26 protein-coding genes and 1 tRNA gene are annotated in these 25,263 nt (G+C 52.5%); 19 read left to right on the top strand and 8 right to left on the bottom strand.

From position 1 onward, the window contains the following. Positions 1-2: 2 nt before the first annotated feature. The 4 genes from ACUVOF_RS10480 to gloB form a co-directional block, all read right to left on the bottom strand. A complete protein-coding gene (locus ACUVOF_RS10480; protein ID WP_113270670.1) occupies positions 3-1,076 on the bottom strand; it encodes a microcin C ABC transporter permease YejB in 1,074 nt (357 codons plus the stop codon). 76 nt (positions 1,077-1,152) lie between these two features. Then, the gene (locus ACUVOF_RS10475) at positions 1,153-3,087 is read right to left on the bottom strand and encodes an extracellular solute-binding protein (protein ID WP_447044295.1); all 1,935 of its coding nucleotides are present in this window, start codon (positions 3,085-3,087) and stop codon (positions 1,153-1,155) included. Positions 3,088-3,175: 88 nt separating this feature from the next. Beyond that, the gene (locus ACUVOF_RS10470) at positions 3,176-4,405 is read right to left on the bottom strand and encodes a transglycosylase SLT domain-containing protein (RefSeq protein ID WP_447044294.1); all 1,230 of its coding nucleotides are present in this window, start codon (positions 4,403-4,405) and stop codon (positions 3,176-3,178) included. Positions 4,406-4,435: 30 nt separating this feature from the next. Continuing rightward, positions 4,436-5,203: a hydroxyacylglutathione hydrolase gene (gene gloB / locus ACUVOF_RS10465; protein WP_447044293.1), complete on the bottom strand. Its 768-nt coding sequence runs from the start codon at positions 5,201-5,203 to the stop codon at positions 4,436-4,438. A 156-nt stretch (positions 5,204-5,359) separates the two neighbouring features. Between gloB and ACUVOF_RS10460 the strand changes: the two genes are divergently transcribed. The 4 genes from ACUVOF_RS10460 to nudC all read left to right on the top strand — a co-directional run bounded on the left by ACUVOF_RS10460 (position 5,360) and on the right by nudC (position 8,229). Next, a complete protein-coding gene (locus ACUVOF_RS10460; protein ID WP_447044292.1) occupies positions 5,360-6,172 on the top strand; it encodes a class I SAM-dependent methyltransferase in 813 nt (270 codons plus the stop codon). 77 nt (positions 6,173-6,249) lie between these two features. Further along, positions 6,250-6,720, top strand: coding sequence for a ribonuclease HI (rnhA, locus tag ACUVOF_RS10455; protein ID WP_447044291.1), 471 nt, complete (start codon positions 6,250-6,252; stop codon positions 6,718-6,720). Further along, positions 6,720-7,457, top strand: a complete 738-nt coding sequence (dnaQ, locus tag ACUVOF_RS10450) for a DNA polymerase III subunit epsilon (RefSeq protein WP_447044290.1) — start codon at positions 6,720-6,722, stop codon at positions 7,455-7,457. The genes rnhA and dnaQ overlap by 1 nt, the downstream gene beginning before the upstream one ends. Continuing rightward, on the top strand, positions 7,450-8,229 hold the full coding sequence (gene nudC / locus ACUVOF_RS10445; RefSeq protein ID WP_447044289.1) for an NAD(+) diphosphatase: 780 nt from the start codon (positions 7,450-7,452) through the stop codon (positions 8,227-8,229). The genes dnaQ and nudC overlap by 8 nt, the downstream gene beginning before the upstream one ends. A gap of 37 nt (positions 8,230-8,266) precedes the next feature. Here the strand turns inward: nudC and ACUVOF_RS10440 are convergent, their stop codons facing one another. Then, the gene (locus ACUVOF_RS10440; RefSeq protein WP_113270663.1) at positions 8,267-8,578 is read right to left on the bottom strand and encodes an SCP2 sterol-binding domain-containing protein; all 312 of its coding nucleotides are present in this window, start codon (positions 8,576-8,578) and stop codon (positions 8,267-8,269) included. Positions 8,579-8,759: 181 nt separating this feature from the next. Between ACUVOF_RS10440 and sohB the strand changes: the two genes are divergently transcribed. Beyond that, a complete protein-coding gene (gene sohB / locus ACUVOF_RS10435; RefSeq protein ID WP_447044288.1) occupies positions 8,760-9,803 on the top strand; it encodes a protease SohB in 1,044 nt (347 codons plus the stop codon). A 19-nt stretch (positions 9,804-9,822) separates the two neighbouring features. On the opposite strand, the gene ACUVOF_RS10430 is transcribed toward sohB, so the two are convergent. After that, positions 9,823-10,143, bottom strand: a complete 321-nt coding sequence (locus ACUVOF_RS10430; protein ID WP_447044287.1) for an ArsR/SmtB family transcription factor — start codon at positions 10,141-10,143, stop codon at positions 9,823-9,825. 320 nt (positions 10,144-10,463) lie between these two features. Between ACUVOF_RS10430 and ACUVOF_RS10425 the strand changes: the two genes are divergently transcribed. The 3 genes from ACUVOF_RS10425 to ACUVOF_RS10415 all read left to right on the top strand — a co-directional run bounded on the left by ACUVOF_RS10425 (position 10,464) and on the right by ACUVOF_RS10415 (position 14,170). Further along, positions 10,464-12,389: a propionyl-CoA synthetase gene (locus tag ACUVOF_RS10425; protein ID WP_447044286.1), complete on the top strand. Its 1,926-nt coding sequence runs from the start codon at positions 10,464-10,466 to the stop codon at positions 12,387-12,389. Between the two features lie 261 nt (positions 12,390-12,650). Then, the gene (locus ACUVOF_RS10420) at positions 12,651-13,322 is read left to right on the top strand and encodes a 7-cyano-7-deazaguanine/7-aminomethyl-7-deazaguanine transporter (RefSeq protein WP_447044285.1); all 672 of its coding nucleotides are present in this window, start codon (positions 12,651-12,653) and stop codon (positions 13,320-13,322) included. Positions 13,323-13,366: 44 nt separating this feature from the next. After that, positions 13,367-14,170: an alpha/beta fold hydrolase gene (locus ACUVOF_RS10415; protein ID WP_447044284.1), complete on the top strand. Its 804-nt coding sequence runs from the start codon at positions 13,367-13,369 to the stop codon at positions 14,168-14,170. A gap of 85 nt (positions 14,171-14,255) precedes the next feature. Here the strand turns inward: ACUVOF_RS10415 and ACUVOF_RS10410 are convergent, their stop codons facing one another. Beyond that, positions 14,256-15,653 carry an exonuclease domain-containing protein gene (locus tag ACUVOF_RS10410; RefSeq protein ID WP_447044283.1) on the bottom strand — a complete coding sequence of 466 codons (1,398 nt, stop codon included), beginning with the start codon at positions 15,651-15,653 and terminating at the stop codon, positions 14,256-14,258. Between the two features lie 40 nt (positions 15,654-15,693). Further along, positions 15,694-16,839, bottom strand: coding sequence for an ABC transporter substrate-binding protein (locus tag ACUVOF_RS10405; protein WP_447044281.1), 1,146 nt, complete (start codon positions 16,837-16,839; stop codon positions 15,694-15,696). A 152-nt stretch (positions 16,840-16,991) separates the two neighbouring features. Here ACUVOF_RS10405 and ACUVOF_RS10400 point away from each other — a divergent pair, with 152 nt between their 5' ends. The 11 genes from ACUVOF_RS10400 (at position 16,992) to ACUVOF_RS10350 (ending at position 25,233) form a co-directional block, all read left to right on the top strand. Beyond that, entirely contained in the window at positions 16,992-18,698 is a 1,707-nt protein-coding gene (locus ACUVOF_RS10400) for a potassium/proton antiporter (protein WP_447044280.1), read from the top strand. 48 nt (positions 18,699-18,746) lie between these two features. Beyond that, positions 18,747-18,837: transfer RNA gene (locus ACUVOF_RS10395), tRNA-Ser, on the top strand. Positions 18,838-18,999: 162 nt separating this feature from the next. Continuing rightward, a complete protein-coding gene (locus ACUVOF_RS10390) occupies positions 19,000-20,226 on the top strand; it encodes a tyrosine-type recombinase/integrase (RefSeq protein WP_447044279.1) in 1,227 nt (408 codons plus the stop codon). Beyond that, positions 20,223-20,876, top strand: a complete 654-nt coding sequence (locus ACUVOF_RS10385; RefSeq protein ID WP_447044278.1) for a hypothetical protein — start codon at positions 20,223-20,225, stop codon at positions 20,874-20,876. The genes ACUVOF_RS10390 and ACUVOF_RS10385 overlap by 4 nt, the downstream gene beginning before the upstream one ends. 95 nt (positions 20,877-20,971) lie before the next feature. Then, entirely contained in the window at positions 20,972-21,187 is a 216-nt protein-coding gene (locus tag ACUVOF_RS10380) for a helix-turn-helix transcriptional regulator (protein ID WP_447044277.1), read from the top strand. Between the two features lie 284 nt (positions 21,188-21,471). Further along, entirely contained in the window at positions 21,472-21,642 is a 171-nt protein-coding gene (locus tag ACUVOF_RS10375; RefSeq protein ID WP_447044276.1) for a hypothetical protein, read from the top strand. Further along, positions 21,639-21,869, top strand: coding sequence for a hypothetical protein (locus ACUVOF_RS10370; RefSeq protein WP_447044275.1), 231 nt, complete (start codon positions 21,639-21,641; stop codon positions 21,867-21,869). The genes ACUVOF_RS10375 and ACUVOF_RS10370 overlap by 4 nt, the downstream gene beginning before the upstream one ends. Beyond that, a complete protein-coding gene (locus ACUVOF_RS10365; RefSeq protein WP_447044274.1) occupies positions 21,866-22,093 on the top strand; it encodes a hypothetical protein in 228 nt (75 codons plus the stop codon). Before ACUVOF_RS10370 ends, ACUVOF_RS10365 begins: the two co-directional genes overlap by 4 nt. Further along, the gene (locus ACUVOF_RS10360) at positions 22,078-24,528 is read left to right on the top strand and encodes a toprim domain-containing protein (protein ID WP_447044273.1); all 2,451 of its coding nucleotides are present in this window, start codon (positions 22,078-22,080) and stop codon (positions 24,526-24,528) included. Before ACUVOF_RS10365 ends, ACUVOF_RS10360 begins: the two co-directional genes overlap by 16 nt. After that, positions 24,528-24,833 carry a hypothetical protein gene (locus ACUVOF_RS10355; protein ID WP_447044272.1) on the top strand — a complete coding sequence of 102 codons (306 nt, stop codon included), beginning with the start codon at positions 24,528-24,530 and terminating at the stop codon, positions 24,831-24,833. The genes ACUVOF_RS10360 and ACUVOF_RS10355 overlap by 1 nt, the downstream gene beginning before the upstream one ends. After that, a complete protein-coding gene (locus ACUVOF_RS10350; protein ID WP_447044271.1) occupies positions 24,826-25,233 on the top strand; it encodes a hypothetical protein in 408 nt (135 codons plus the stop codon). The genes ACUVOF_RS10355 and ACUVOF_RS10350 overlap by 8 nt, the downstream gene beginning before the upstream one ends. Positions 25,234-25,263: the final 30 nt, after the last annotated feature.

The raw sequence follows: 25,263 nt of genomic DNA, 5'->3' as shown, positions 1-25,263 counted from the left end.
TATCAAGACTCCCGGGTCGAAAAGTCGATACGTGGATCAACCCACACATAGGTCAAATCGGAAATAAGCTTAAGGATTAAGCCGATCACGGTATACAGGAAGAGGGTGCCGAATATCACCGGATAATCCCGCTGCATGACCGCCTCAAAGCCGAGTAGACCCAGCCCATCGAGGGAGAAGATAACTTCTATTAACAGCGCACCGGTAAAGAAAATACCGATCATGGCGGCAGGCAGGCCAGCAATGATAATCAGCATGGCGTTACGGAACACATGACCATAGAGCACGCGCCGCTCGTCAGCCCCTTTGGCGCGAGCGGTAATGACATACTGCTTGTGTATCTCATCAAGAAAGCTGTTTTTGGTCAGCATGGTGAGTGTTGCAAAGCTGCCAATCGCGGCAGCGATGACCGGCAGCGTGATATGCCAGAAGTAGTCCTTGACCTTGCCCCAGCTCGAAAGCTGATCGAAGTCAGGCGACGTTAAGCCGCGAAGTGGGAACAGATCCCAGTAGGTTCCCCCGGCAAATAGCACGATCAGCAAAATCGCAAACAAAAAGCCAGGAATGGCGTAGCCAACAATGACTAACCCCGACGACCAGACATCAAAGCGAGAGCCGTGGCGCAGCGCTTTCTTGATACCTAACGGGATCGAGATTAAATAGACAAGAAGCGTAGTCCATAAGCCAAGCGAAATAGAAACGGGCAACCGCTCAATCATTAATTCAGTTACTGGGCGGTCACGAAAAAAACTGGTGCCGAAATCGAGGGTGAGATAGTCCGCCATCATGCCGATAAAGCGCTCGTGTGCAGGCTTGTCAAAACCAAACTGCTGTTCCAACTGTTCGATAAAGCGCGGGTCGACACCTCGGGCTCCACGCGAATCATCACTGACCTGAACGTCGGCGCCCCCCATATCCAAGCGGGTGCTGGCCATGGCATCGGCGCCTTCAAAGCGTGCCAGCATCTGATCAATCGGCCCACCCGGCGCCGCCTGAACAATAATGAAATTGAGTAGCATGATCCCGAATAGGGTAGGAATCATGAGCAGCAATCGGCGTAGGGTATAGCGTGCCACAGAGCACTCCATAGTTCTTGTGGTTTAAGCCGTTGAGAATAAACCGTTGCGATTAAGCCAGTGAAATAGAGCGGATTCAGCGGCGTCGAAGACGGCGCTGCAGCTCAGCTTCGCGTTCGGTATCGACCCACCATGCATCCAGATCCATGGCGTACTCTGGAAAGGGCTCGGGGTAACCAAATTTATCCCAGATAGCAATACGCGTTTCCCCAGAGTGGTAGTGGGGTATGACATAAAATCCCCAGCGCAACACCCGATCCAGCGCGCGCGTCGCAGTATCCAGTTCTTCGCGGTCACCGGCACTGATGATCTCTTCGACCAATGCATCAACCGCTGGGTGGGCGAGTGACATGCGATTACGGCTTTGCGGCGCCTCGGCAGCGGCACTGGTCCAGAAGTCGCGCTGCTCATTTCCTGGATTATTCGATTGAGGGAAATGACTAATCACTATGTCATAGTCATAATTTCGCTGTCGGTTTAAATACTGGTTGATATCAACGATACGCAGCGATGTCTGTACCCCCAGCCGGGCCATGTTGCGTAGCATCGGCTGGACTACACGTTCAAGACCCGAGTCGTAAAGCAGTACCTCTAGGCTTAGAGGTTGGCCGGTTTGTTGATTAACCAGTATGCCGTCCTCAACGCGATAACCCGCTTCGCGCAGAAGATCCAGCGCCTTGCGCAGCCGCTCGCGCAGGTTGGTGGGCTGGTCAATGGGCAGTGGCTCGGTGAACAGCCTATCAGAACCGTGGGAGGCAACTAATTCATCTCTAAATGGCTCAAGCAGCGCCAACTCTTCCTCTGAAGGTAGCCCCGTGGCTTCCATTTCTGAGTTTTGAAAAAAGCTATCAGTGCGTTGGTAAGTATCGTAAAAAATATTGGTATTCAGCCAGGGGAAGTCGAAGGTAAGACTTAACGCTTCGCGTACTCGTGGATCCTGGAACTTCTCTTTACGCAAGTTGAAGACAAACGCCTGCATCATGGAAGGGTTTACATCGGGTACCGTTAAGCGCTTCACTAAGCCCTCTTCATACGCGGGAAAATCATAGCCAATCGCCCAGGTCGCGGCGCGGGCGTCAGTACGAAAATCCGTTAGGCCAGCTTTAAACGCTTCCCAGGCAATATCGCGGTCACGATAGTAATCATAAATAACGCGATCAATATTGTAGCGGCCTACATTGACCGGTAAATTTTTCCCCCAATAATTCTCATCGCGTTGATAAACAATTCGTCGTCCTGGGTCTACTTCGCTGATCCGGTAAGGTCCGGAGCCCGGGTGGGCCACTAGCGTGGGCGAGGTGAACTCACGAGGTTCCCAGTAGTGGCGCGGAAGTATCGGCAATTGCGTAACAATTAACGGCAGCTCCCGTGACTCTGTGTCGTTAAAGGTAAAGCGGACTTGATGTTCATTGAGTGCAATAGCTTCATCGACACCAGCGTAGTAACTGGCATAAAAAGGGTTGCCTTCTTCGCGCAGAAGGTCGAGTGAAAACACCACATCATAAGCGGTGACGGGTTCACCATCTTGAAAACGTGCTTCAGGTCGCAAGTCGAACTCGATCCATTGCCGGTCAGGGTCTAGGCGCACTCCCTCCGCAAGCAACCCGTAGAGGCTGAATGGCTCATTGGGATTACTGGCCATTAAGGTGTCATAAATCTGCGAAATACCGGTGGCTGGCGTGCCGCGAATAATAAACGGGTTAGTTGAGTCATAGCTGCCACCCACTGCGGTATGGGTAATGGAGCCGCCTTTGGGAGCTTGGGGGTTTACATGAGGGAAATAGGGGAAGTCTTCAGGTAGCTCTGGGGTATCGTAAAGAGAGAGTCCGTGAACTGTCTCAACAGGCACTACGTTGTGAGCGTCGGTATTTAAATCACCCACCACGTTGTTGCTGGACGTACTGTTTGGCAAACCACTGTTAGTTGTTACCTCTGCAGCCAGTATGGGTACGTATATTAGCAAGCTGCCAATGAGTAGAAGCGCTTTCGCAACAAACAGACCACGCGACATTGGTGACATCCCATGTAAACAAAGCCATCTAATTAACGAACAAAAATTGTATAAACACTGCTTCATTGGCTGAAAGGGCCAGCAGTTCTCAACGCCCTGAAAGGGTCAATAGTTGCCCCGGCTGTATTGCGCTAGGACGGTCAATCGCATTCCAGCGTATTAGATCTTGCTGATCGATATTATAACGAGCTGCAATGGCGGAGAGGCTATCTCCTCTTTCAACGCGATGGGTATCTGCGCTGTTATTCTGCGTAAGCGTTTGGCGATTGCCTTGTGACAGTTGCGCTAGCACTTGTGTGTCAACTTGCTCAGGTACCAGCAGTGTCTGGGCACTGCGCGGATCGATACTACCATTTAGCAACCCAGGATTCAGTTCAACCAGCGCTGTTTTGCTGACATCCAGCAACTGTGAAGCTTCTGATAGGCTAACCGCTTGGGCCAACTGAACTTTCGCAAAGGCCGGGTCGATATTTATTTCGGGCAAGTTAACCCCGTACTGATCAGGGTTATTGATGATTGTCGCGATGGCTTTTAGCTTGGGTACGTACTGCATGGTTTCATAGGGTAGCGAGAGGTCCCAGTAATCACCGTTTAACCCTTGGCCCTGGGCCTGACGTTGTGCGCGATTGACAGTGCCAGCCCCTGCATTATAGGCGGCTAAGGAAAGCATGAGATCGCCTTCATACCACTGGTCAGCCTGCATTTCCAAATAGTCCAACGCGGCGCCGGTGGAGGTCACTACATCAAGGCGGCCATCGTAGTTACCATTGCGTATCAGCCCCAATGCATCACCTGTGCCCGGCATAAACTGCCATAAGCCGGCAGCGCCGCGGTGGCTTCGCGCACCTGGGTCGAAAGAGCTTTCGACAAAAGGAATTAAGACGATTTCGCCAGGCAGGCCACGCTCGCTTACTTGCTGGGTAATCCAGGTAAGCCACGGGGTCGCGCGTTCGGTAATGGTGGCAATGTTCTCGGGGCTAGAACGGTAGTGCTCAATCCACTTGTCAACTCGCGCTTGAGCTTCCACTGGCAATGTTTTTTCTTGCCACTGAAAGCTTGTACGCAGCGTCGTCCAGGCGTCTTGAGGTTCTAACTCAAGAGCTTCCCAAAAATGGGTTTGGAAAGGCGTAGGATAAGGCGTTTTATCGGTTCGCGACGCCGTTTGGCCAGCGTTAGACGACGTTGTGGTCGCACCTGCGGTGGTTTCATAGACTGGGGCAGAGGCTTGAGAACTTGCCGCAGCGGCTAACATTAGGCCCATAATTACGGTGCTGCCAGCGCTCAGCATCAAGCGCTGGCGAATCGTTCGATAGGTCATAGTTGCATTCGTTTGGTTTCGATAGCGTTCTTAAAAACGGTTTTTCCACTCGCGTAGAGTGGTAAACGTAGCGAGATCATTATCATTAACACCTTGGGTACCTGCCGCCTGGCGCACGCTATCTGTGCCCACGCGAAGGTAGGGATTAATTTTCAGCTCGCGTCCTATCGTGCTGGGTAAGGTGGGGCGATCCAATGCCCGCGCCTTTTCACACTCCTGCAAGGCGTGTTTAACGTCTTCATTTTCTGGATCCGCAGCACGGGCAAACGCGAGGTTTGCCTGAGTATATTCATGTGCTGCAAAGACCAATGTGTCTTCAGGGAGTTCCGCAAATTTTTTCAGCGCGGTAAACATTTGTTCTGGCGTGCCTTCAAATAATCGACCGCAACCCGCACAAAACAGTGTGTCGCCACAAAACAGAAGCGCCGGAATTCCCGCAGTAAAGTAGCTAATATGGTCCAGCGTATGGCCAGGTGTCGCCATAACGTCAAACAGGCGACCCATAATACGGACCTCATCGCCATCACCCACTGTTTCATCGATGCCTTCTATCTTTGGATTGGCGGGCCCGATGACATAAGGGGAATAGCGTTTGATTAATTCCGCTAACCCACCGGTATGATCGTGATGGTGGTGCGTAATCAGAATGCTTTCCAGGGTCAGCGACTCACGCTCAAGAAATTCGATTACGGGGGCCGCTTCACCGGGATCCACCACGCAAACGCTTTGACTGGTATCTTGTCTTAATAGCCAAATATAGTTGTCGCTAAGGGCAGGGATCGGTGTCACGCTCATCATCGGCGAGATCCTTTAAATTTCAATAAACAGGGTACGAAAACAACAAATAGCTCGTGAGCAAAATGCGTAAACACGCTAAACATTGCGCTTATATTGACGCTTAATCGGTGAAAATAAAGCGTTGAAAAGCCGTTACTGTGGAGGGAAGCGCTGTTCATGTCAAATTCGACGACGGCCACGATACTCGCTAAGCGCTTAACCAATAGCCAGCCTTATTGGCAAGCTGAGGCGGGGCGATCGCTATGGGAAACACAACGTGCCTGCTTAGGCCCCGTGGTGGAAGCCCGGGCGGGCGGACATAGCTTGGAAATAAGTATGGGACCGGCATTAATGACCATGTCGGCAATTTCCCATCCCATACGCTGGTCACCTACGCGCCAGTTAGCCTGCACCGATAGCACCTTAATATGTCCGCCGGATCAGCTAGCGCTGCCGGATCATTGCTTGGATGTGATGGTTATTCACCATTGGCTTGAGCATTTAAACGATGCTCATTTCACTCTTCAAGAGGCCGCACGAGTAACCGCTGATAATGGCATTTTGGTACTGTTTGGTTTTAACCCTATCGGTTTAGGGGGGGTTGTACGCCAGTGGCGCCAACGTCAGCAGCAGTTCCCCTGGAATGGCACATGGCGCTCTGTTAGCCGCTTGAGGGACTGGTTGGCGTTTGTCGACTTTGAGGTGGAACGCGTAGACTATTGCTGTTTTCGTGGGCGGACAAGTGCTAAATGTGGTGAATATTGGGAGTCATTGGGGCGTAGGCATAACCTGCCTCTAGGAGAAAGTTATATGATCCAAGCCCATAGGCGGCAGCGACAGGCGCCTGTTCAACGTTTAAAGTTTGGCTTAGAAGTGCCCGCATCTCCTGCTTCGTTGGGTGTTACCCGTTCAGGCTCATCGGCTCACTGCCAAACGCAAACGCCTTTAACTCACCCGCAGTCAGAAAAAACATCAAGCGAAGACTCTTAAAGCAAATATGCATAAAGCAATGGTTTATAAAGTAATGATTTATAAAACAATGGTTCATAAACTAAAGGATCAAGAGATTGACGAATGAGGCTGACGGACCTTTACCCCGTGTAACGGTGTATACCGATGGGGCTTGTCGGGGTAATCCTGGCCCCGGTGGGTGGGGTGTGGTGTTGGCGAGCGGTCAGCACGAGAAAACCCTGAAGGGCTATGAGGCAGAAACCACGAATAATCGCATGGAGTTGATGGCTGCAATCATGGCGTTGCGTACCCTTAATACCCCTTGTGAAGTGGCGCTATGGACCGATTCGCAGTATGTGCGCCAGGGTATCACTCAGTGGATTCATAACTGGTTAAAACGCGGTTGGAAAACCGCCGCCAAGCAACCGGTAAAAAACGCTGAACTCTGGAAAACGCTGCACGAAGAGACCCAGCGCCATAAAATTGAGTGGCACTGGGTGAAAGGGCACAGCGGCCATCCAGGAAACGAACGCGCCGACTTGCTGGCCAACGAAGCTATCGATGAGCATCAAAAGAGGAGGGCATGATGCGCCAGGTAATCTTAGATACTGAAACCACGGGTATCGACCCGAAAGATGGCCATCGCCTGGTTGAAATTGGCGCGATCGAGATGGTTAACCGTCGTTTCACTGGCCGCACCTACCATCAGTACATCAACCCTGAGCGCCATATCGACGCAGAGGTAGTCGCTGTTCACGGGATTGATGATGCTAGAGTCGCTAATGAGCCAGTGTTCGCAAAAATAGCCGACGAGTTTTGGGCTTTTATTGCAGGCGCTGAGTTAGTGATTCATAACGCCCCGTTCGATGTGGGGTTTATAGACCACGAGCTGGGTATGCTCAATCAGCAGCGCAAAACGCCCGTTTTGGGGCCGGTGCGTGACCACTGTGCTGTATTAGATACACTCACTATGGCCAGGGCTATGCACCCCGGTCAACGCAACAGCCTTGACGCATTATGCAAACGTTACGATATCGATAACGGCCACCGCGTATTGCACGGCGCTCTATTAGACTCTGAAATTCTCGCTGAAGTTTATTTGGCGATGACGGGGGGGCAAACAGCGCTGACTTTGGATGCGGCCTCTGCGGCTGAGCAAGAACAGGCCGATACTTCCACCGAAGGACTCTCGATTCAACGTTTGGCGCTTACGCCAGGTCAGTTGCGCGTGGTACGTCCAACCGACGAAGAGCAAGCGGCTCATAAGGCTAAGTGTGAAGCTCATCAGTTGAAATGGTTTGAAGGTGCAGCAAGCGATGCTTAGGCGAGAAATTCCTCATCATGAGCAGGCGGGGCGTGTTATTCGCCTGTCGCGAAGCTTGTTGGCGCCCGCCCCGTTGAACGGCAGCGAAGAGCTAACACCGCTGCAGCCTTATCAGCCATGGACCGAGCAGATGCAGCCGTTGTGTTATTGGCATGATGAGCCGGTCGCACTGCTGGTTGAGCCACAGGCTGAAAGTGGTTGGATTGATGGCCGCCAGTGGATGAGTGAACTTTCAACCGCTTGGTTTAGTTTGCTCTCTACGGCGCTGCAGGTCGGTGCCTGGTTAGAGAATCACCGTTTCTGCGGTCGTTGTGGCGCACCAGCCACCAAGCTTACCGCAGAATTCGCTATGCATTGTAACGCCTGCGGTCATCGCAACTATCCGCGCATTTCGCCGTGCATTATTACGCTGGTAACCAGTGGAGAGGCAATGCTGTTGGCGCGTAGCCCGCGCTTTCCACCGGGACGTTACTCCACGCTGGCTGGTTTTATCGAGCCGGGGGAGTCGGCGGAAGAGGCCGTGCACCGTGAAGTGTTCGAGGAAGTGGGCGTACATATTGACCAGTTGCGTTACCACCAGAGCCAGGCATGGCCATTCCCCCATTCGCTGATGTTTGGCTATTTCGCCGAGGCAACCACTCGGCGTATTCGCATCGATGGGGTAGAGATTAGTGATGCGGCGTGGTTTTCACCTCGACAACTGCCATCTCTACCACCGCCTTACTCGATATCCCGCGAGCTGATCGAAACCCATTTGGCACGCTGGCGCTAAGCGGCGCTGCGTGCCCGGTGCGCGCTAACGATGGATTTTACTCACTGGGAAAGAGACTAGTCAGCTTAGTGGCCAACATGACATTACCGGTTGCTTTAAGTTTGCCTGTCATAAACGCCGTCATGCCATTAATGTCGCCACTCATAATCCCTTTTAGTGTGTCAGTCGTTAGGCTTAAGCTAACGGAAGGATCATCATGCTCACCTTCTTGAATATCTAGCGTGCCATCCTGGATATTCAGGTAGTAGCTGCCCGCATCTGAGAAGTGGAACTGGAATACTTCATTCATGCCCTCGGCCGCTTCTGGGTTGAAACGTGCTTTCAGCTTCTCAAGGGTGTTGTTAGACATAACGTATCTCTCAATTAGGTAAATTAGACCGAGGCTAGCGATAATAGCCTCAAGAAACCATCATAGTGGCAAGCGAGATTATTTCATACATGCGTTTCAATCAAGCGCGGTGGTAATGCCCTGCAACGTTTAGGCCGAGTGCTCAACCTATAGGAATCAACCTTCTCAATGGAGAACGTGAATGAATGAATGGATAGCGGAAATGGGTACGTTTTTAGTTCAGACCACCATTGTAATGGCGCTGATAGGGCTTGGCTTGCTTCTTTTCGCGCGAACGAAGCAAGAAAAAGAGAGCGACTTGAAACTTTATATTGAGCCGCTTAATGACCAGCGTCGTCGTCGCATGCGGCGTTTACGCCTGACCGCTGCGTTGCCTGGTGGTCGCAAAAAGCTGCTAAAAGCATTCCGTAGCGAGGACAAAAAGCGACATAAAGCCCACAAACATGATCAGAACGCAGCTCAGGAAGCAAGGGTTTGGGTGCTGGATTTTCATGGTGATTTGAAGGCATCGCAAACCGAGCGCTTTGCCCAAGAAGTGTCAGCTATTATCGATGTGGCTACCGAAAACGATGAGGTAGTCGTTCGTCTTGAGTCTGCCGGTGGCCTTGTTCATGCCTATGGCTTGGCGGCGGCACAATTAGACCGCCTGCGTACGGCAGGGCTAACAACAACTGTATGTATTGATAAGGTGGCTGCGAGTGGGGGCTATTTAATGGCCTGTACCGCACAACACATTAAAGCCGCGCCTTTTGCAGTGATTGGTTCCATCGGTGTGGTGGCACAAGTGCCTAATATTCATCGCTTGTTAAAACGCCATGATGTGGACGTTGAACTCCTGACTGCTGGCAAATACAAGCGCACGTTAACCGTGCTTGGCGAAAATACTGAAGAGGGTAAGGCTAAGTTTTTAGAGGATTTAGAAAATACTCACCGTTTGTTTAAAGGTTATGTAGCAGAACGGCGGCCTGCGATGGATATCGACAAGCTGGCGACAGGAGAGATCTGGTACGGCAGTGAAGCGTTGTCCAACCTGCTTGTAGACAGTGTCGGTACCAGTGAAGCCTATCTGGTTGAGCGCATGGTCGAGGCGCAGGTCTTTGCCGTCAAACTTGAGCCTCAAAAAACAATGACACGGAAGCTGGGGCTGGCGGTATCGGCAGGTGTGGAAAGTGCCACACTTAAGGTGCTTGGCTTGATCGACGCCGCTGGGTGGCAGCGTCGCTGAGTATGTCGCCAACTGATATTTATACTGTGTAATGATGTGCCAAGGTATTAATGACTGCCTTGGCACTTTCACTGCTCAACGAGTAATAGATAGTTTGTGACTCCCGCCGAGTATCAACGAGTTCATCACGCCTTAAAATGGCTAAATGCTGTGATAGTGCCGACTGACTTAAGGCGAGCTGTTGGTTTATTTGAGTAACTGACAGCTCTTTCTCTGCAAGTAGGCAAAGTATTTGCAGTCGTTTTTCGTTGGCCAGCGCTTTGAGCAGGTTAGTGCCTGCCTCAATCGCGCGACAATTGTGTTCAAGCAGGCGTGTAGCGGCGCTTGTAGAAGCAGACATAATGATCTCCTTGCCTACGCTGTTACAGTTTCGTTTTTATAAGCAGCGTCTTTATAAGCATTGTTATTTGTTTTTCGAGGCATCATCGCGTCGCGAGGATCAAGTTAATTAATGATCAGTAATTTAGCGAGTTTTGTCCAAATTGCTGTTTAACGCTTAATCAATGGTAGGAAGTCAGCGACTCACTTGTCGACAATATTGCTAGAACAGTTACTGCTTTGGTCGACATTTAGCCCATAGTATGAGGGTGTGAGGTCGATTTCCTTTATACAGTGTCAACAATTCTTCTATATCACCACTACAATAAAGATAGAGACACTATGACTCGCTACCAACCTACCTATCAGCACTCGATTGAGCACCCGGAAATGTTCTGGGCCGAACAAGCCAAGCGCATACCCTGGTACATACCGCCTCAAACCATCCTCAGCTACGATGAGCAACAGCATGCGCGCTGGTTTAGCGATGGGGAGATGAATCTTTGCTACGCCGCGCTGGATTACCACGTTGAAAATGGGCGCGGTGACCAGGCGGCGATTTTCTGGGACTCTCCCGCAGCACAATCCAAGCGAACTATTAGCTACCGCGAAATGCGTGATCAAGTCGCTTACTTTGCGGGGGCGTTGACTCAGTTAGGGGTTGAGAAGGGCGATCGTGTGGTGATTTATATGCCCATGATTCCCGAGGCGCTGGTGGCTATGTGCGCCTGCGCCCGACTAGGCGCCATTCACTCCGTGGTGTTTGGCGGTTTTGCGCCTTACGAACTGGCAGCCCGTATTGAAGACGCCGAGCCCAAAGTAGTGGTGGCGGCTTCCTGCGGTATCGAACTGGGCAAGGTGCTGCCGTACAAGCCCATGGTAGATCAAGCGATTGAACTAAGCGCCTATAAGCCGGATGCCTGCATCGTTTACCAGCGTGAAGCGCACCGGGCTGAGCTGGGTACTCACGAAAGTACCACGGATTACGATTGGGAGGCGCTCGTCGCCAAGGCGCCTTTTGCCGACTGCGTGCCGGTGAAGGGGACCGATCCGCTGTATATTCTCTACACCTCCGGCACTACCGGTAAACCCAAAGGTGTCATGCGCGATACGGGGGGCTATGCAGTTGCCTTGGCCTATTCGATGCAAGCGATTTACGCCATGGAGCCGGGCGAAGTGTTCTTTACCGCCTCGGATGTCGGCTGGGTGGTAGGGCACTCCTATATTGTTTACGCTCCCTTGTTGCTCGGTTGTACCAGCGTAGTTTATGAGGGAAAACCGGTAAAAACACCGGATGCAGGTAGCTTTTGGCGTTTAATTGAGGAGTACCGGGTTAAGAGTTTTTTCACGGCCCCCACCGCCTTCCGCGCGATTAAGAAGGAGGACCCTGACGCCAAGCAACTGCAGAAATACGATATCAGCAGCCTCAAACATCTCTATGTGGCCGGAGAGAGGCTAGACCCACCGACATTCCACTGGCTGGATGACCTGCTTGACGTGCCGGTGATTGATCACTGGTGGCAAACCGAAACCGGCTGGCCGATTGCGGCTAACTTGCCAGGTATTGAACCGATGCCAACCAAAGCGGGGTCTGCCACGTTTCCCGTTCCCGGCTTTAATGTTCAAGTGCTCAATCGTGATGGTGAGCAGGCACAGCCGATGGAGCAGGGCAGTGTGGTCATCAAACAGCCGATGCCGCCTGGTTGTTTGACCGGTGTTTGGCGTGATCCACAGCGTTTTCATAGCGCTTATATGGCAGCATTTCCTGGCTACTACTTGACGGGCGATGGTGGATATTTTGATGAGCAGGGTTATCTGTTCATTATGGGACGCACCGATGATGTGATTAATGTCGCGGGTCACCGGCTCTCGACCGGCGAAATGGAGGAAGTGGTGGGTGCGCATCCCGCGGTGGCCGAGTGCGCGGTGATTGGGATTCACGACAATTTGAAGGGGCAGATGCCGATCGGCCTAGTGATTCCTAAAGATGGCTTCGATGGCGATGAGGCGACACTGGAGGCCGAGCTGATTGCGCGTGTGCGTGAGCATATTGGGCCGATTGCTTGCTTCAAGCAGGTGCTAGTCGTTGATCGGCTACCCAAAACGCGCTCGGGTAAGATTTTACGTAAGCTGTTGCGCACGATTGCCGATGGTAAAGACTTCGGTATCCCTTCCACCATAGACGACCCCACTAGCTTGGCAGACGTTCATGCTGCCATGCGTGAGCGCTCAGTGGGGGCTGCCGACAAAGCCAAGCCACTCGATTAAGCACCCACAAGCCGCCCCGTGTGTGGGCGGCTTTCATTGCCTTGCTTTCCATGTCTTACTATTTCTTTGTTTTACTATTTCACTGACTAACTAACTAGTAGTGCCCGACTTTTATTACGCTGTAGAAAACGTATAATACCGCTCCTCAGAACGCACGGGTTATCTAAAGCGACTTAGGTTGTCTAAAGTGACTTGCTGGTGGCGTTTCTTATCTTCGAGGGTTCCCTAACCCCTCTTATCGTTTAAAAAAAGGTCTATCCCATGTTTGCATTGAGTGAGACTCAGCACCGCCGCTGCCTAATGGTAATGGTGGCTTTCCATATCGGCATTATTGCCGCCAGTAATTATTTGGTTCAACTGCCGTTTACGCTATTTGGCTTTCATACCACTTGGGGAGCGTTTAGCTTTCCGTTTATATTTCTAGCCACCGACCTCACGGTGCGTCTGTTTGGTAAAAAGCCGGCGCGATCGATCATATTGCGCGTTATGCTGCCTGCACTGTTGGTTTCCTATGTGGTATCAGTGGTTTTCCCCCGTGGCAGTTTCGCCGGGATTGAAGCACTGTCGGAATGGAACCTGTTTGTCGCCCGTATCGCGCTTGCCAGTTTTCTGGCCTACGTGATTGGTCAATTGCTGGATGTACAGGTATTTGATCGCTTACGCCAGTGGGCATGGTGGGTGGCTCCCGTATGCTCAACGGTGCTGGGTAACCTCGCCGATACCTTTGCATTCTTCTCGGCAGCGTTCTATAACAGCCCAGATCCGTTTATGGCTGCCAATTGGATAGAAATTGCCGCTGTTGACTACGCGATAAAACTCGCCATCAGTCTGCTATTTTTCCTACCGCTGTATGGCTTGCTGCTCGCTTGGCTAACACGCCGTTTGGTTGTCTGGACAGGCCAAATGGATGCCGAACCACGCACCGCCTACTAATAGGTGCACTCCCATGATTACCACTGCTTAGGATAGGAGCAAGGATGACAGACGTCGCCACCGTTGATCTTCATTTTATTGATATGCCCGCCGAAGATGCCTCCGCGGACACTGCTCCGCTAGTGGTGATTCATGGCTTGCTGGGAAGTGCCGATAACTGGCGTTCGCATGTAAAAGTATGGCAGCGCACCCGACGTGTCATTGCACTGGATCTGCGTAATCATGGCCGTTCACCCCATGCAGAGGGTATGCGTTACGCCACCATGGTGGATGATGTCATTGCGCTGCTCGATAAGCTCGCGATTGAGCGCGCTCACGTGCTCGGCCATTCGATGGGCGGGAAGGTGGCCATTAGTTTGGCTCGCATGGCGCCTGAGCGAGTGGCATCATTGATTGTTGCCGATATAGCCCCGGTGGCTTATGAGCACGGTCATGATGATGTATTTGCAGCGCTGGACAACGTGCGTGAAGGACAGCCAAAAAATCGCCGCGAAGCCGATGAATTGCTAGGCGAACACGTCGATTCTCGGCCCACTCGGTTGTTCTTGGCTACCAATCTGGTGCGTAATGACGATAACGTGATGGCGCTTCGAGTAGGATTGGACCAGATTAAGCGTGGTTACAATGACATCATAGGTGTGCCGGATGGACAGCAGCCCTATGATGGCCCCGTGTTGGTGCTGCGTGGCGGCGAATCCCATTATGTGGCTGATGATATGCTTCCCGCGCTACGCGAGGTGTTGCCCCGCGCCCGCGTGGTAACACTCAAAAACGCCGGGCATTGGCTTCACGCCGACCAGCCAGAGGCCTTCCAGCAGGCAGTGGTGGCGTTCGTTGATGCCCAGTAGAAGCACCCTCAGTCGTTGCATGCTGAGTCGTTGCAAAAGAAGCGTAGTTTCAAAAGAGGCGTAGTTGCAAGAGAACATAGTTGCATCACAGCGGCGTGACCGTTAGCCCATGCTGTTCTGGGTAACGCAAAAAACGGTTCAATATGCGGTAACTGTCGACGTCGAAGCTTGCTGGTGTGTCTGCAAGCGCTTGCGCTTTTTTAAGGCTTGGCGCACTGCCTAAATAACACCATTGGCGGACAACATGCCACGCAGGGGTCGCTTTGCCCATCGGCTTTTCTGCAATCGCAATGCTGCCCGGCCAGGGCCACACATTTACCTGGAGCTGTTGTAATGCCGCCTTTGCCCGCTGGGTATGCGCGGCGATTGTTTCCTGGCCATGACAGGCCCCGCGGCACTTACCCACCTGATTGGCAAAACAGCGTCCCTTGCCTTTCTCAAGTCCCAATACTTGAGGGCAGAGCTGTTGTTCTTCAGCAAGGGCACGTAGCACGTTCTTCGCCTCTCGTGCACTACGAAACAAACCATACAGCGTACCGCCCAATGACTGGCTAAGAGCTTGGTTTAGGGCGCTGCCGCTGAGCAACTCAGGGTGGGCGGCTTCTTCTTGCCAGTGCCAGGTAGTCAACTTGCGCTGTTTACGTAGCTGTCGATTCATAATCGGCATTAACGTTTTAACCAGCTGCGCCTCACGCAACTGAGCACCTAAATCACCCCCGGTTTCTTCCCATTCGACATGTTGCACCTGCTGGGCTAAGCGCATCTCCTTATCGTCCTGATGGTCACGTTGAAAATGTCCCAGGACGCGACTGCGTAGATTGACACTCTTGCCAACATACAAGGGCAACCGATTGTGGCCGTAAAATAGGTAAACACCGGGGCAGGCGGGCAACCCTTCCAACTGAGCGCTATCCAGATGGGCGGGCAGCGTTCGGTGACGGCGCTCATCGCCCAGCAGGCTCTGCCATGCTTCATCGCTGTGCTCAACCTGCCAGGCTTGCCAGAGTGACCACAGGGCATCCACATCGTCGCCAGCACGGTGGTGACGGATAGGGGCAATGCCGTAGCGGTTTAAAAGGGCTTTTAAATTGTGTTGCCGTTCCTGGGGCGCTATCCGCCGCGATAAACGCAGCGTGCATATCAACGACGCCCGAAAATCCTGCCCGGCGCGCTTAAACTCATTGCGCAGAAAACTGTAATCAAAGCGCGCATTGTGAGCCACCAATTGCCCGTCGCCCAACCACTCCCTAAGCGACTCGGCGATGTGAACAAAGCGAGGCGCGTCGCTGAGCATTTCATCATGAATTCCGGTCAACTGGGTGATTTGCGCGGGCACTTTGCATTCTGGGTAAATCAAACTCGACCAGCGATCAACCAGCTCACCGTTGATGACTTTCAAGGCGGCTATTTCGGTAATTCGGTCACGTGTAGCGCGGGTGCCTGTGGTTTCAATATCTACAAAAATTAAAGCTGTTTCGCTCATGCGCCGCCATGGTCGTGGGTAAAAACATATAAATACGTTGCTATAAATTGTGAGGGTCGATCGCGAGACGCGATACGGGCAATGTGTCTTCAATAAGTCCCTGTTGCTGCAAATAGGTTTCAAATGCTGTGTAGCGTCGGCTATCTAGTGCCGCAGGATTCAGCGCCATACGGCGTAGGATATCCTCCCAGGCGCTAGCATTGATGTCATTCTCGAGCACAGGATAGGCACTAATTAGCAATTCCCAGGCAGCGTCGGGGTTATCGATAATCCAGTGACTCGCCTGTTCAAGAGCAAGCACAAAGCGGGACCATGTATCGGCACGTCGAACAAGGGTATCGCTATTAGCTAGCACCACTAAGCCGTCATTACGCGGTATATCCAGCTCATCGAAACGAATGGTGTGGGTATTAATGCCTTCAGTCGCCAGTTGCTGTGGAAGGGTGTGGTAGTAACCATCCGCTACTGCGTCAATTTGGCCTTCCCTCATTGCTCGAATTGGATCGAAGTGTAGGTTGATCGGCGCAGTGAAATCATCCGTTTGCTGCACGGAGCGAGGTAGCAAACGAGGAATGCTCAGGTCGCGTCCTTCTCCCGTCGTATAACCATAGTGTAACTCTGCCAGGGTATTTTCGGTTTCCATCTGCTCCTCACCCAGCACTATGACCGCCGTGAGCGAGGTTTCAATCAGTGTCGCGATCCGAACGATTGGTGCGCCATTATGAGCATGTAAATGAAGCAGTGGCTGGCGCGTTAATGCCAGGTCAACCTCGCCTGCCGTTAACAGTTTGATGGCAATGGACGGATCGGCTGGCGACTGAAGATTCACTTCAAGCCCTTGAGCAGCATACAGACCTCTTTCTTGAGCAATGACTAAGGCTGCGTGCTGTGGGCTCAAGTACCAATCAAGCATCAGGGTCACACTTTTAACCGGCGGTGGCTCGAGAGGCGGGGGCGGGGTGACTGCCATGGTGGGCACTGCCTCTACGCTTTCGTTGCCAGCGGGTTGCCACAAGGCATCAGGCACTTCAACCGCTGTATCCAGTGTTAGCGGAGCCGTTTCTGGGCTATTTTCTTCAATGTCTGCGCTTTCTTCGTTTGCGTAAGCTGCTGAATTAAAAAACAATAAAGTAAAAATTAGACTAAATAGGATAGGGTGCCAATAGCGGGATAGGCAACGCAACATAGTCAGTAACTCCAGATGTCGTAACGGCGAAGTGTAGCCGCCTTGGAAAGCTTCTGACCAGCCCTTTAACCATAAGGGAGTGTGGAGAAGGCACAGTAAATTCAACGCTTACATGCAATAATAGCGCTGTATTGATGTAGAGACGGAGAGTCATGGACGCAATTTATATGTTCTTTTTGGTAGGCGGTTCGCTGATGGCACTCAGCATTCTGGCCAGCCGTTTATCATCAATGATGGGTGTGCCGCTGCTCTTAATCTTCCTTGGGTTGGGCATGTTGGCAGGTGAAGAGGGCGTGCTGGGTGTCGAGTTTGATGACTACTCCATGGCTTTTGCAATCGGGCACCTCGCACTTGCCATGATCTTGTTAGACGGCGGTTTACGTACGCGTCTTAAAACGTTTCGGGTTGGTTTTAAGCCCGCGCTCTCCCTGGCGACCTTCGGGGTCTTTATTACCAGCGCCCTTGTGGGCGTTATCGCCATGTGGATTTTTGACCTCACCGTGGTGCAAGGCATGCTGGTAGGCGCCATCGTTGGGTCTACCGATGCCGCTGCGGTTTTCTCTATGCTCAGCGGCCGGGGTGTCAATCTCAATGAGCGGGTAGGCGCAACGCTTGAAATTGAATCGGGTACCAACGACCCGATGGCCATTTTTCTGACGTTGATGTTGGTCGAGCTGTTAGTCGGAGATATTGGCGGTCCCGTTGAAACGCTGCTGTTTTTCATTTCGCAGTTCGGTATAGGTTTGATGGTAGGCCTGGGCGGTGGCTGGCTGAGTGCCAAGCTACTGCGCTGGTTGGATTTAGCGCCGGGGCTCTATGCCATGCTGGCGCTGGCGCTGGGGTTCAGCGTGTTCGGTTTAACCAGTGTGCTGGGCGGTAGCGGCTTTTTGGCGATTTACCTTGCGGGGTTGATGATTGGTAACCAGCCGGGGCGCCACCTTAATTTTATTCTTCCGGTTCACGATGGCTTGGCGTGGCTGAGCCAAATTGGGCTGTTCCTGGTGCTTGGCCTGCTGGTGACACCCAGTGAACTTTGGGACGTAGCACTGCCCGCTGCGCTGGTGGCACTGGCGCTGATTTTTATCGCACGCCCCTTGGCTGTGCTGATTAGCATTAAACCATTTTTTAAATTTCGCTGGCGGGAAACCTTCTTTATCGCTTGGGTTGGGTTAAGAGGGGCGGTACCGATCGTACTGGCGATTTTCCCTGTCATTGGCGGGGTCGAAAATTCCTCGCTTTACTTCAATGTTGCGTTTGCGGTGGTATTGATGTCGCTGTTAATTCAGGGCGGTACGCTGACGCTGATGGCCAAGTGGTTGAAAGTAGAAGTGCCGGTAGGCACCGTGCCTAACAGACGCGGTCCGCTGGGTATTCTGCCGGAAAACGACTTTGAACTGTTTGTATATGGTGTAGAGAACCAGGATTTGGATGATGTGCCCATTCGGCTGTTGCGCTTTCCTTCCGGGGCATTGATTTCAGCGCTTTTCCGCAATCACTCCATGCTTCACCCGAAGGGCAGTACACGCCTAAAGCTGGGTGACGTCATTTGTGTTATCGGCCGATCCGAAGATTTGTATTCTCTTAACCGGCTTTTCAATGGCGACGCCAAGCTTAAGCAGGAGCGTGCCTTCTTTGGTACCTTTACCCTGGATGGCAGTGCGCTCATGCAAGATATTGCCCAAGCCTATGGTCTAACGCTAAGCCCCGGTGAGCAGAGCATGACGCTGGCTGAATTTATTGCCCTACGTGTGGGTGGCCACCCGGTAATAGGGGACGACGTTGATTGGCACGGTATTCATTGGGTGGTGAGTGATATGGAAGGCGGAAAGATTACCCGTGTTGGGTTACGTTTGTACTAAAGGCGTTGACTTCCAAGGAAAAGCTGATAGTATATGCACCCGTAAGCCGGAGGGATGGCAGAGCGGTTGAATGCACCGGTCTTGAAAACCGGCATAGGTTAATAGCCTATCCAGGGTTCGAATCCCTGTCCCTCCGCCAAAACATAGTTTCAGGTGTTCCCAGAGATACCAGAAACCTAGCAATGAAGCGCCTTAGGGCGCTTTTTTGCGTTCTATACGTTCTGTTCATTCCTTGACATCCCGCCAGTTGAGGGGGCATAAGTGGGGGCATTAGACGAAATCACGTTTTTAGGTGCCCCCAATGACCAGAGCCACCAACAAGCTGACCGCTACTGCCGTGCGTAATGCAAAGCCGAAGGAAAAGCCCTATAAGCTGTCCGATGGTGGAGGCATGTATTTGGAGATCACCCCAAGCGGTGGCACTTACTGGCGGCTAAAGTATCGCTTCAACGGTAAAGAGAAACGGCTGGCGCTAGGCGTCTATCCAGAAACGACCTTAGCCAAGGCTCGTGAAAGACGAGAGGATGCTAGAAGACAGCTTGCCCTGGGTATTGACCCGAGTGCAGAGCGAAAAGCTGAGCGCCGCGCTAGCAAGGTGGCTGCTGCCAATACGCTGAACGCTCTGGCCGCAGAGTGGTTAGAGATTCACAGTGATAAGGTGGTGCCTGATCATTACAGACATGACAAGCGTCGTCTAGAGCTTCATCTATTGCCGTTATTGGGGAGTCGGCCCCTTATTGAGATCACCGCCTCAGAATTGCTTGATTGTCTGCGCAAGATCGAAAAGCAAGGAAAGCTCGAAACCGCCAAACGAGTGCGTACCTTGGCAAGTATGATTTTTCGCTATGCCATAGCGACAGAACGCGCCAATCGGGACCCCGCCGCCGATCTAAAAGGCGCTTTGAAATCGCCGCAGATAAAGCACCATCCCGCCATTACTGAACCCGATGAAATAGCTAAGCTGATGCGCGCTATTTACGCCTATTCAGGCGAGCCGGTAACGTTGGCCGCGCTCAAGTTATCCGCGCTGGTATTCGTGCGCCCTGGCGAGCTTCGCCGCGCTGAGTGGAGTTCAATAAATCTGGAGGAAGCAACTTGGTCGTTCACTTCAAGCAAAAATGGCCCATCACTTATCGTGCCGCTGGCCACGCAAGCAGTTGAGGTGCTGGTCGATCTAAATGATCTAACCGGGCGGGGCCGGTATGTGTTTCCTGGTGCCAGAAGCCGTGTACGCCCAATGAGTGAAAACGCCATTACAGCCGCCATGGCTGGCATGGGCTATAAAGGTCGAATGACCGCCCACGGCTTTAGGGCAATGGCCCGCACCGTGCTGGAAGAACGACTTAACTACCCGCCCGCTCATATTGAGCAGCAGTTAGCCCACTCCGTTAAAGATGCCAATGGGCGCGCCTACAACCGCACGGCTTTTCTAGAGCAGCGCCGCGCTATGCTGCAGGCGTGGGCCAACTACCTAGACGCGCTACGCGAAGGCAGCCAAAACGTGGTGCCGATCAGGGGGATGGCGTGACTAGCTATTATTTTGATAACTGGAATTTGCCAGATGGAGTGCTACAAAAAATAAAAGGTTTAGTAACAGATCAGCGCTGCAAAACTCTATCAATCCAGCTTGACGAAAGTACCTTAGGCTTAATCGCGGATGAATTTAGTAGGGCGATTGAGCGTGATGCTTGGGACCAAAAAACGCAAGCAGCTCGAGACGCTTGGTTTTTGAAATTTGAAAAGACTTTAAGCCAGCTTATTGACCTTTCCGATGAGGGGCCGCGTCCAATGGGCGGTTGGGGTTTCCCGATTAAAGACAACGTTTTACTAGCGTCATTTAATGCAATCGCTCAGAAGTTTGAAATTGATGCGCCGTTAAGTACGGACACAATGGAATATTTTAAACAAATGCTGCTTGCAGAGAACGCCGCGGATGATCTTGGGTGGAGTCTTGCTGATACGCTAAAACACTACCTAGATCAGGTTAAATGTGATTGTACTGAACCCCAAGTATTGAAAAAACCAGCGGATGAAAAGTCGTCTAGGGCTTGGTTCATTATTTATATGAATGACCACGGTATCTTTAGTAAGGTCGATATTGCAGTAATTAGCTCAGTGCTGTTCGATGATGAAGGCATTGACGATAGGCTGGTTAGGAGACTTACAAGCAGCCGGTAACATTTTGCGATTTTCCAAAAAATGTGCCCGTGTTTAGAGTTCGTTGTTATTACATCCTGTTCCTGTTCGTACCACAACAGACAGGAAGAACCTAAATGAGCCAAGCAAACCGTAAAACACTTATCAAACGTCGGGAAGTGCTGACGCGCACCGCGTTGGCAAACTCTACCCTATATCGGCTAATGAAAGATGGCACCTTTCCCCAGTCTGTTCAGATTGGGCCGCGTTCAGTGGCGTGGGTAGAGTCTGAAATCGATCAATGGATAGAGCAGCGCATTGAAAGCGCCCACCAGCAGAAGGGGGCCGCTTGATGTTGACTTTATTCCATACGTTCCCATATGCTTCATTTGCTGGCGCAAAATCGTCAGCCCGTCCGGTGTGGAACCCGGCAGATACCACAAAGGCGCACCAGCGCCCCCATACCTTTGCAGGCGCTTTTTTTATGCCTGTAATGCGTAGTTATGGCGGGACGTTCTGGGCGAGCCTTTTAGTTTCCTTTGTGGCTGAAAGTGTCTCGGTTCCACCCTGGATCGTCTCGCCACCCAATACCCGTGGAACGGTAAAAGGTGGCTCCAAACACAAAGGAGCTACACCCATGAAGCTATTCCCTACCCGCAATCTGTCTGCCCGCGCCGCCGCTCATAGAGCAATGGCCAAATCCGCGCTATTCGCAGACTCAAGCGCCGCCGTCCGGCTCAAGCGCTACAACTCCCATATTGAAAAAGCACGCCACCTTGAAGCCTTGGCCAAAGGAGATGTCGCATGAGCAACGTAAAAAGCAACATCGACACCCTAGAAAGCCGTATTGGTTTAATGGCCACCCTCGCCAACATGATCAGCATCGACCGGATGCGTGATGGCAACGAAGGTGAAGCGCCTGTCTACAATGATCATCACTACGGCGCGCTGATAGAAGCTATCGATGTAGTCGCTGATAGTTGTTACCAAGAGCTTGGCCACCTTGATGAGAAGATCCAGGAGGGCAAGCTATGACCCCTACCGACCAGAACTACCTTGCCCGCGCTGCCCTTACTGGCGACGCCCGGCACATGAACCGGTGCTCAATCATTCTTGATGGTGTGGCCGAGCTTCTAATAGATCCGACCATCGACGGCATACGCCGCGAAGCGCTAATTGAAACCTTGCGCCTAACCGCTGAGGTACTGGACGAACGCGCCGCATGGCTGCAACAGGAGGGGCTATGCACAGCACAATAAAAACGCCCGACCGAGGCCGAGCGCAAAAGAATACTGTTCAAGCGCATGATAGCACGCCCTGCGATTTTGCTGCACTGATGGAACCGGTAGCGCGTGAATTATTAGGTGATCCAAACGCCGAGCTTAGCAAAGGCGACAAGTTGCGTTTTGGCACGCACGGCAGCATGGCTGTGGATATTGAGGCGGGTCGCTGGTTCTCGCATGAAGATGATACAGGAGGGGGCGTTCTCGACTTACTAGCGCATGAATTAAGTCTCGGCACGCGAGCTGAGCAACTGCGCTGGTTGGAGAGCAACGGCTTTAAGGAAAAGAGTGATACCAAGCCCAAGGTAGCGCCGCGTATTGCTAAGTCGTATGACTACACAGACGAAAGTGGCGAACTGCTTTATCAGGCGGTGCGAATGGAGCCTAAGAGCTTTCGCCAGCGCCGCCCGGATGGCGACGGCTGGAAGTGGAGCGTCAAAGGCATTCGACAAGTGCCTTATCGGTTGCCTGAGCTATTAGCTAAGCCTGATGCACCTGTATTTGTAGTGGAAGGCGAGAAGGATGCTGACCGCTTAGCTGACCTTGGCCTGCTTGCTACATGCAACGCTGGTGGTGCCGGTAAGTGGACGAATGCACACAGCGAGCAATTAGCTAACCGTCGCGTAATTGTACTGCCTGACAATGATACGGCGGGACGTGACCATGCCGAGAAAGTGCGCACCTCGCTGGAAAAGGTTGGCGCTCAAGTACGTGTTGTGGCGCTGCCTGAACTGCCAGAAAAGGGCGACGTTTCAGACTGGCTGAGCGGTGGCGGAGGTAAAGATGCGCTCATTGAGCTGCTTAAAAGCCGTGACTATGACGTGCCATCAACGTCGCTAGCTGCTGGTATCGATGATGCGGCATTAGCCGGAGAAGATGATGAAGGCGATAAGCAGGCGCAGTCCGACAAAATCGTTGCCTTCGTGCGAGCTTGGAGCGACTTGTTTCATGATGATAATGATGTTGCTTATGCTCGGCACCGACAGACCGGCGAAGTAAGGTCTATGTCTAGCAGGTCGTTTCGTAACTGGCTTACCGCTGCTTTTTATGAGCAGACAGAGAAAGCCGTTCGAGACCAGTCTTTAAGAGAGGCCCGCATGACCTTGGAAGGTCTGGCGATGCAGGATCATCGAACCGTTAACATTCGTGTTGGTGGTTCAAACGGAGACTATTGGCTCGACTTAGGTAGGCCCGGCAGCAATCTTGCCGTCCATCTGCGCGCTGGTCGGTGGAGCATTGAAGAGTCGAGTCTCATGTTTTGCCGGTCGGATAGCGCCCAAGAATTGCCCGAGCCGGTGCGTAATGGAGATATCAATCTACTTTGGCGAATTGCCAATGTGCCTGATGAAGCTCGCTTACTGATCATAGCTTGGCTTGTTGACTGTCTGCGCGCTGATACACCTTATCCCATTCTAGAATTACTAGGCGAACAGGGCAGTGGAAAATCTGGCACTCAGACCGCTATCCGCCGCGTTATCGACCCCAATGGCGCAGACTTGCGTGGCGTACCTAAATCTGCCGAAGATCTGTTCGTGACGGGTGGTGTAAACCACGTCATTAGTATGGAAAACGTCAGCCATCTACCCGCGCCCCTGCAAGACGCTATGTGCGTGGTGGCGACCGGCGGCGGCTTCGCTAAGCGGAAGCTGTACTCAGACAGCGACGAAACCGTTATCTCGCTAAAGCGCCCAATCATATCGAATGGTATCGCCGCTGCAATAACTCAGCAGGATGCCGTCTCAAGAGCTGTCACGGTCGAGCTGCCTATCCTTACCGATGCTCAAGCCAAAAACAATTTAGAAGCTGAGTTTGAGGCTAACCGCGCCAGTATCATCGGTGGCTTGCTAGATATCGCTGCCAATGCACTTGTCCACCTCCCCGAAATGAGCCTGCCGGCTGGTGAGCGCCCGCGACTGGTCGAGTTTGCTTATCTCGGCATGGCTGTTGCTAGGGCGATGGGGCGCGAGCCCGAAGAGTTCACAAAGCAGTTCAACACCGCTAGACAGGACGGCTTAGAACGGACACTTGACGCTAGCCCGGTAGCCACCTCCATTCGTGAGTGGGCGGAGAGGCACCCCGGAGAAACCGAGGAGAGGTCCGCCAAAGAATGGCTGCGGGTGATAGAAAGCTATAAACCGCTCGGCTGTGACTCATGGCCCCGCAGTGCTAAAGGTCTCGGTGACGCTATGCGTCGAGCCGCCCCCGCACTCCGCCAACTAGGCATAGAGTGCAAGTGTCTTGGTAAGACTGGCGGCACGGTAAAATGGCGTATAGGTCAAAGAAAGTTATCAAACCAAAGTCCTGAATGTCCTGAAGTCCTGGTTGGTGAGAGCGCAAAGCAGGACATTAGGACTTCTAGGACTTCACATCGGGAACTTTCTTTTGATCGTGTATCGGGGGAGGAATTCTAATGGCCGCACTCGACTACCTCAGAAACCATGATCTTCATGCCGAACCGCTACCCGGTGAACGTCTCTATATATGGCCTAGCGAGAACATCAGCGATGATGTCCGTTCATGGATCAAGTCACACAAAGCCGCCCTACTGCGTGAACTGGTGCCCGCTAACGATAATCGCCGCATGGCTTGGCGGGTACTCAGGGATGGCAAGCCCTTCACCACCCTGGTTGGCCGCTTGATTACACGAGAGGAGGCGCTACTAGCAGCACGATGCCGCTGGCCTAATTGGAAAATCGAGGTGATGCCCAATGGGTAAGGCTGTCACGATTCCAGAGGCCGCACGGGCTTATGGTGCGAGTGACAGCACTGTACGCCGCTGGATTGCCAGCGGCTGCCCTGTGGAGCGCCGCGGAGGGAGGGGGCGCGGTCATAGCACCTTGCTGAATATCGATGCTGTAAACGGCTGGTTGAATTCGTGTGATGGAGATAGCGGTGACGCGCTTGCTGAGTTTTATGGGCGCGTCCCTGAGCTGGTCGCCAGTGCTGTATGGCAAACGTTCGTGGCTATGGAAGGGCCACACAAAAGAGCGTGCGCTGGGACATTGGCTTACAACTGGTATCAGGTATGTGCTTCATTGGCTGATCAAGTAGGGGCAGAACCGCCCACGACTCGACCGGAGACCATTCAGCGCCTAGTAAAAATAGCCAATAACTGAGTATTTTTACAGTATCCGGATAGCCTGTGT

The sequence above is a fragment of the Vreelandella sp. H-I2 genome, assembly GCF_052959335.1.
Note: the sequence above shows the minus strand (reverse complement) of the source record. Positions and strands in the feature narration are given on the sequence as shown.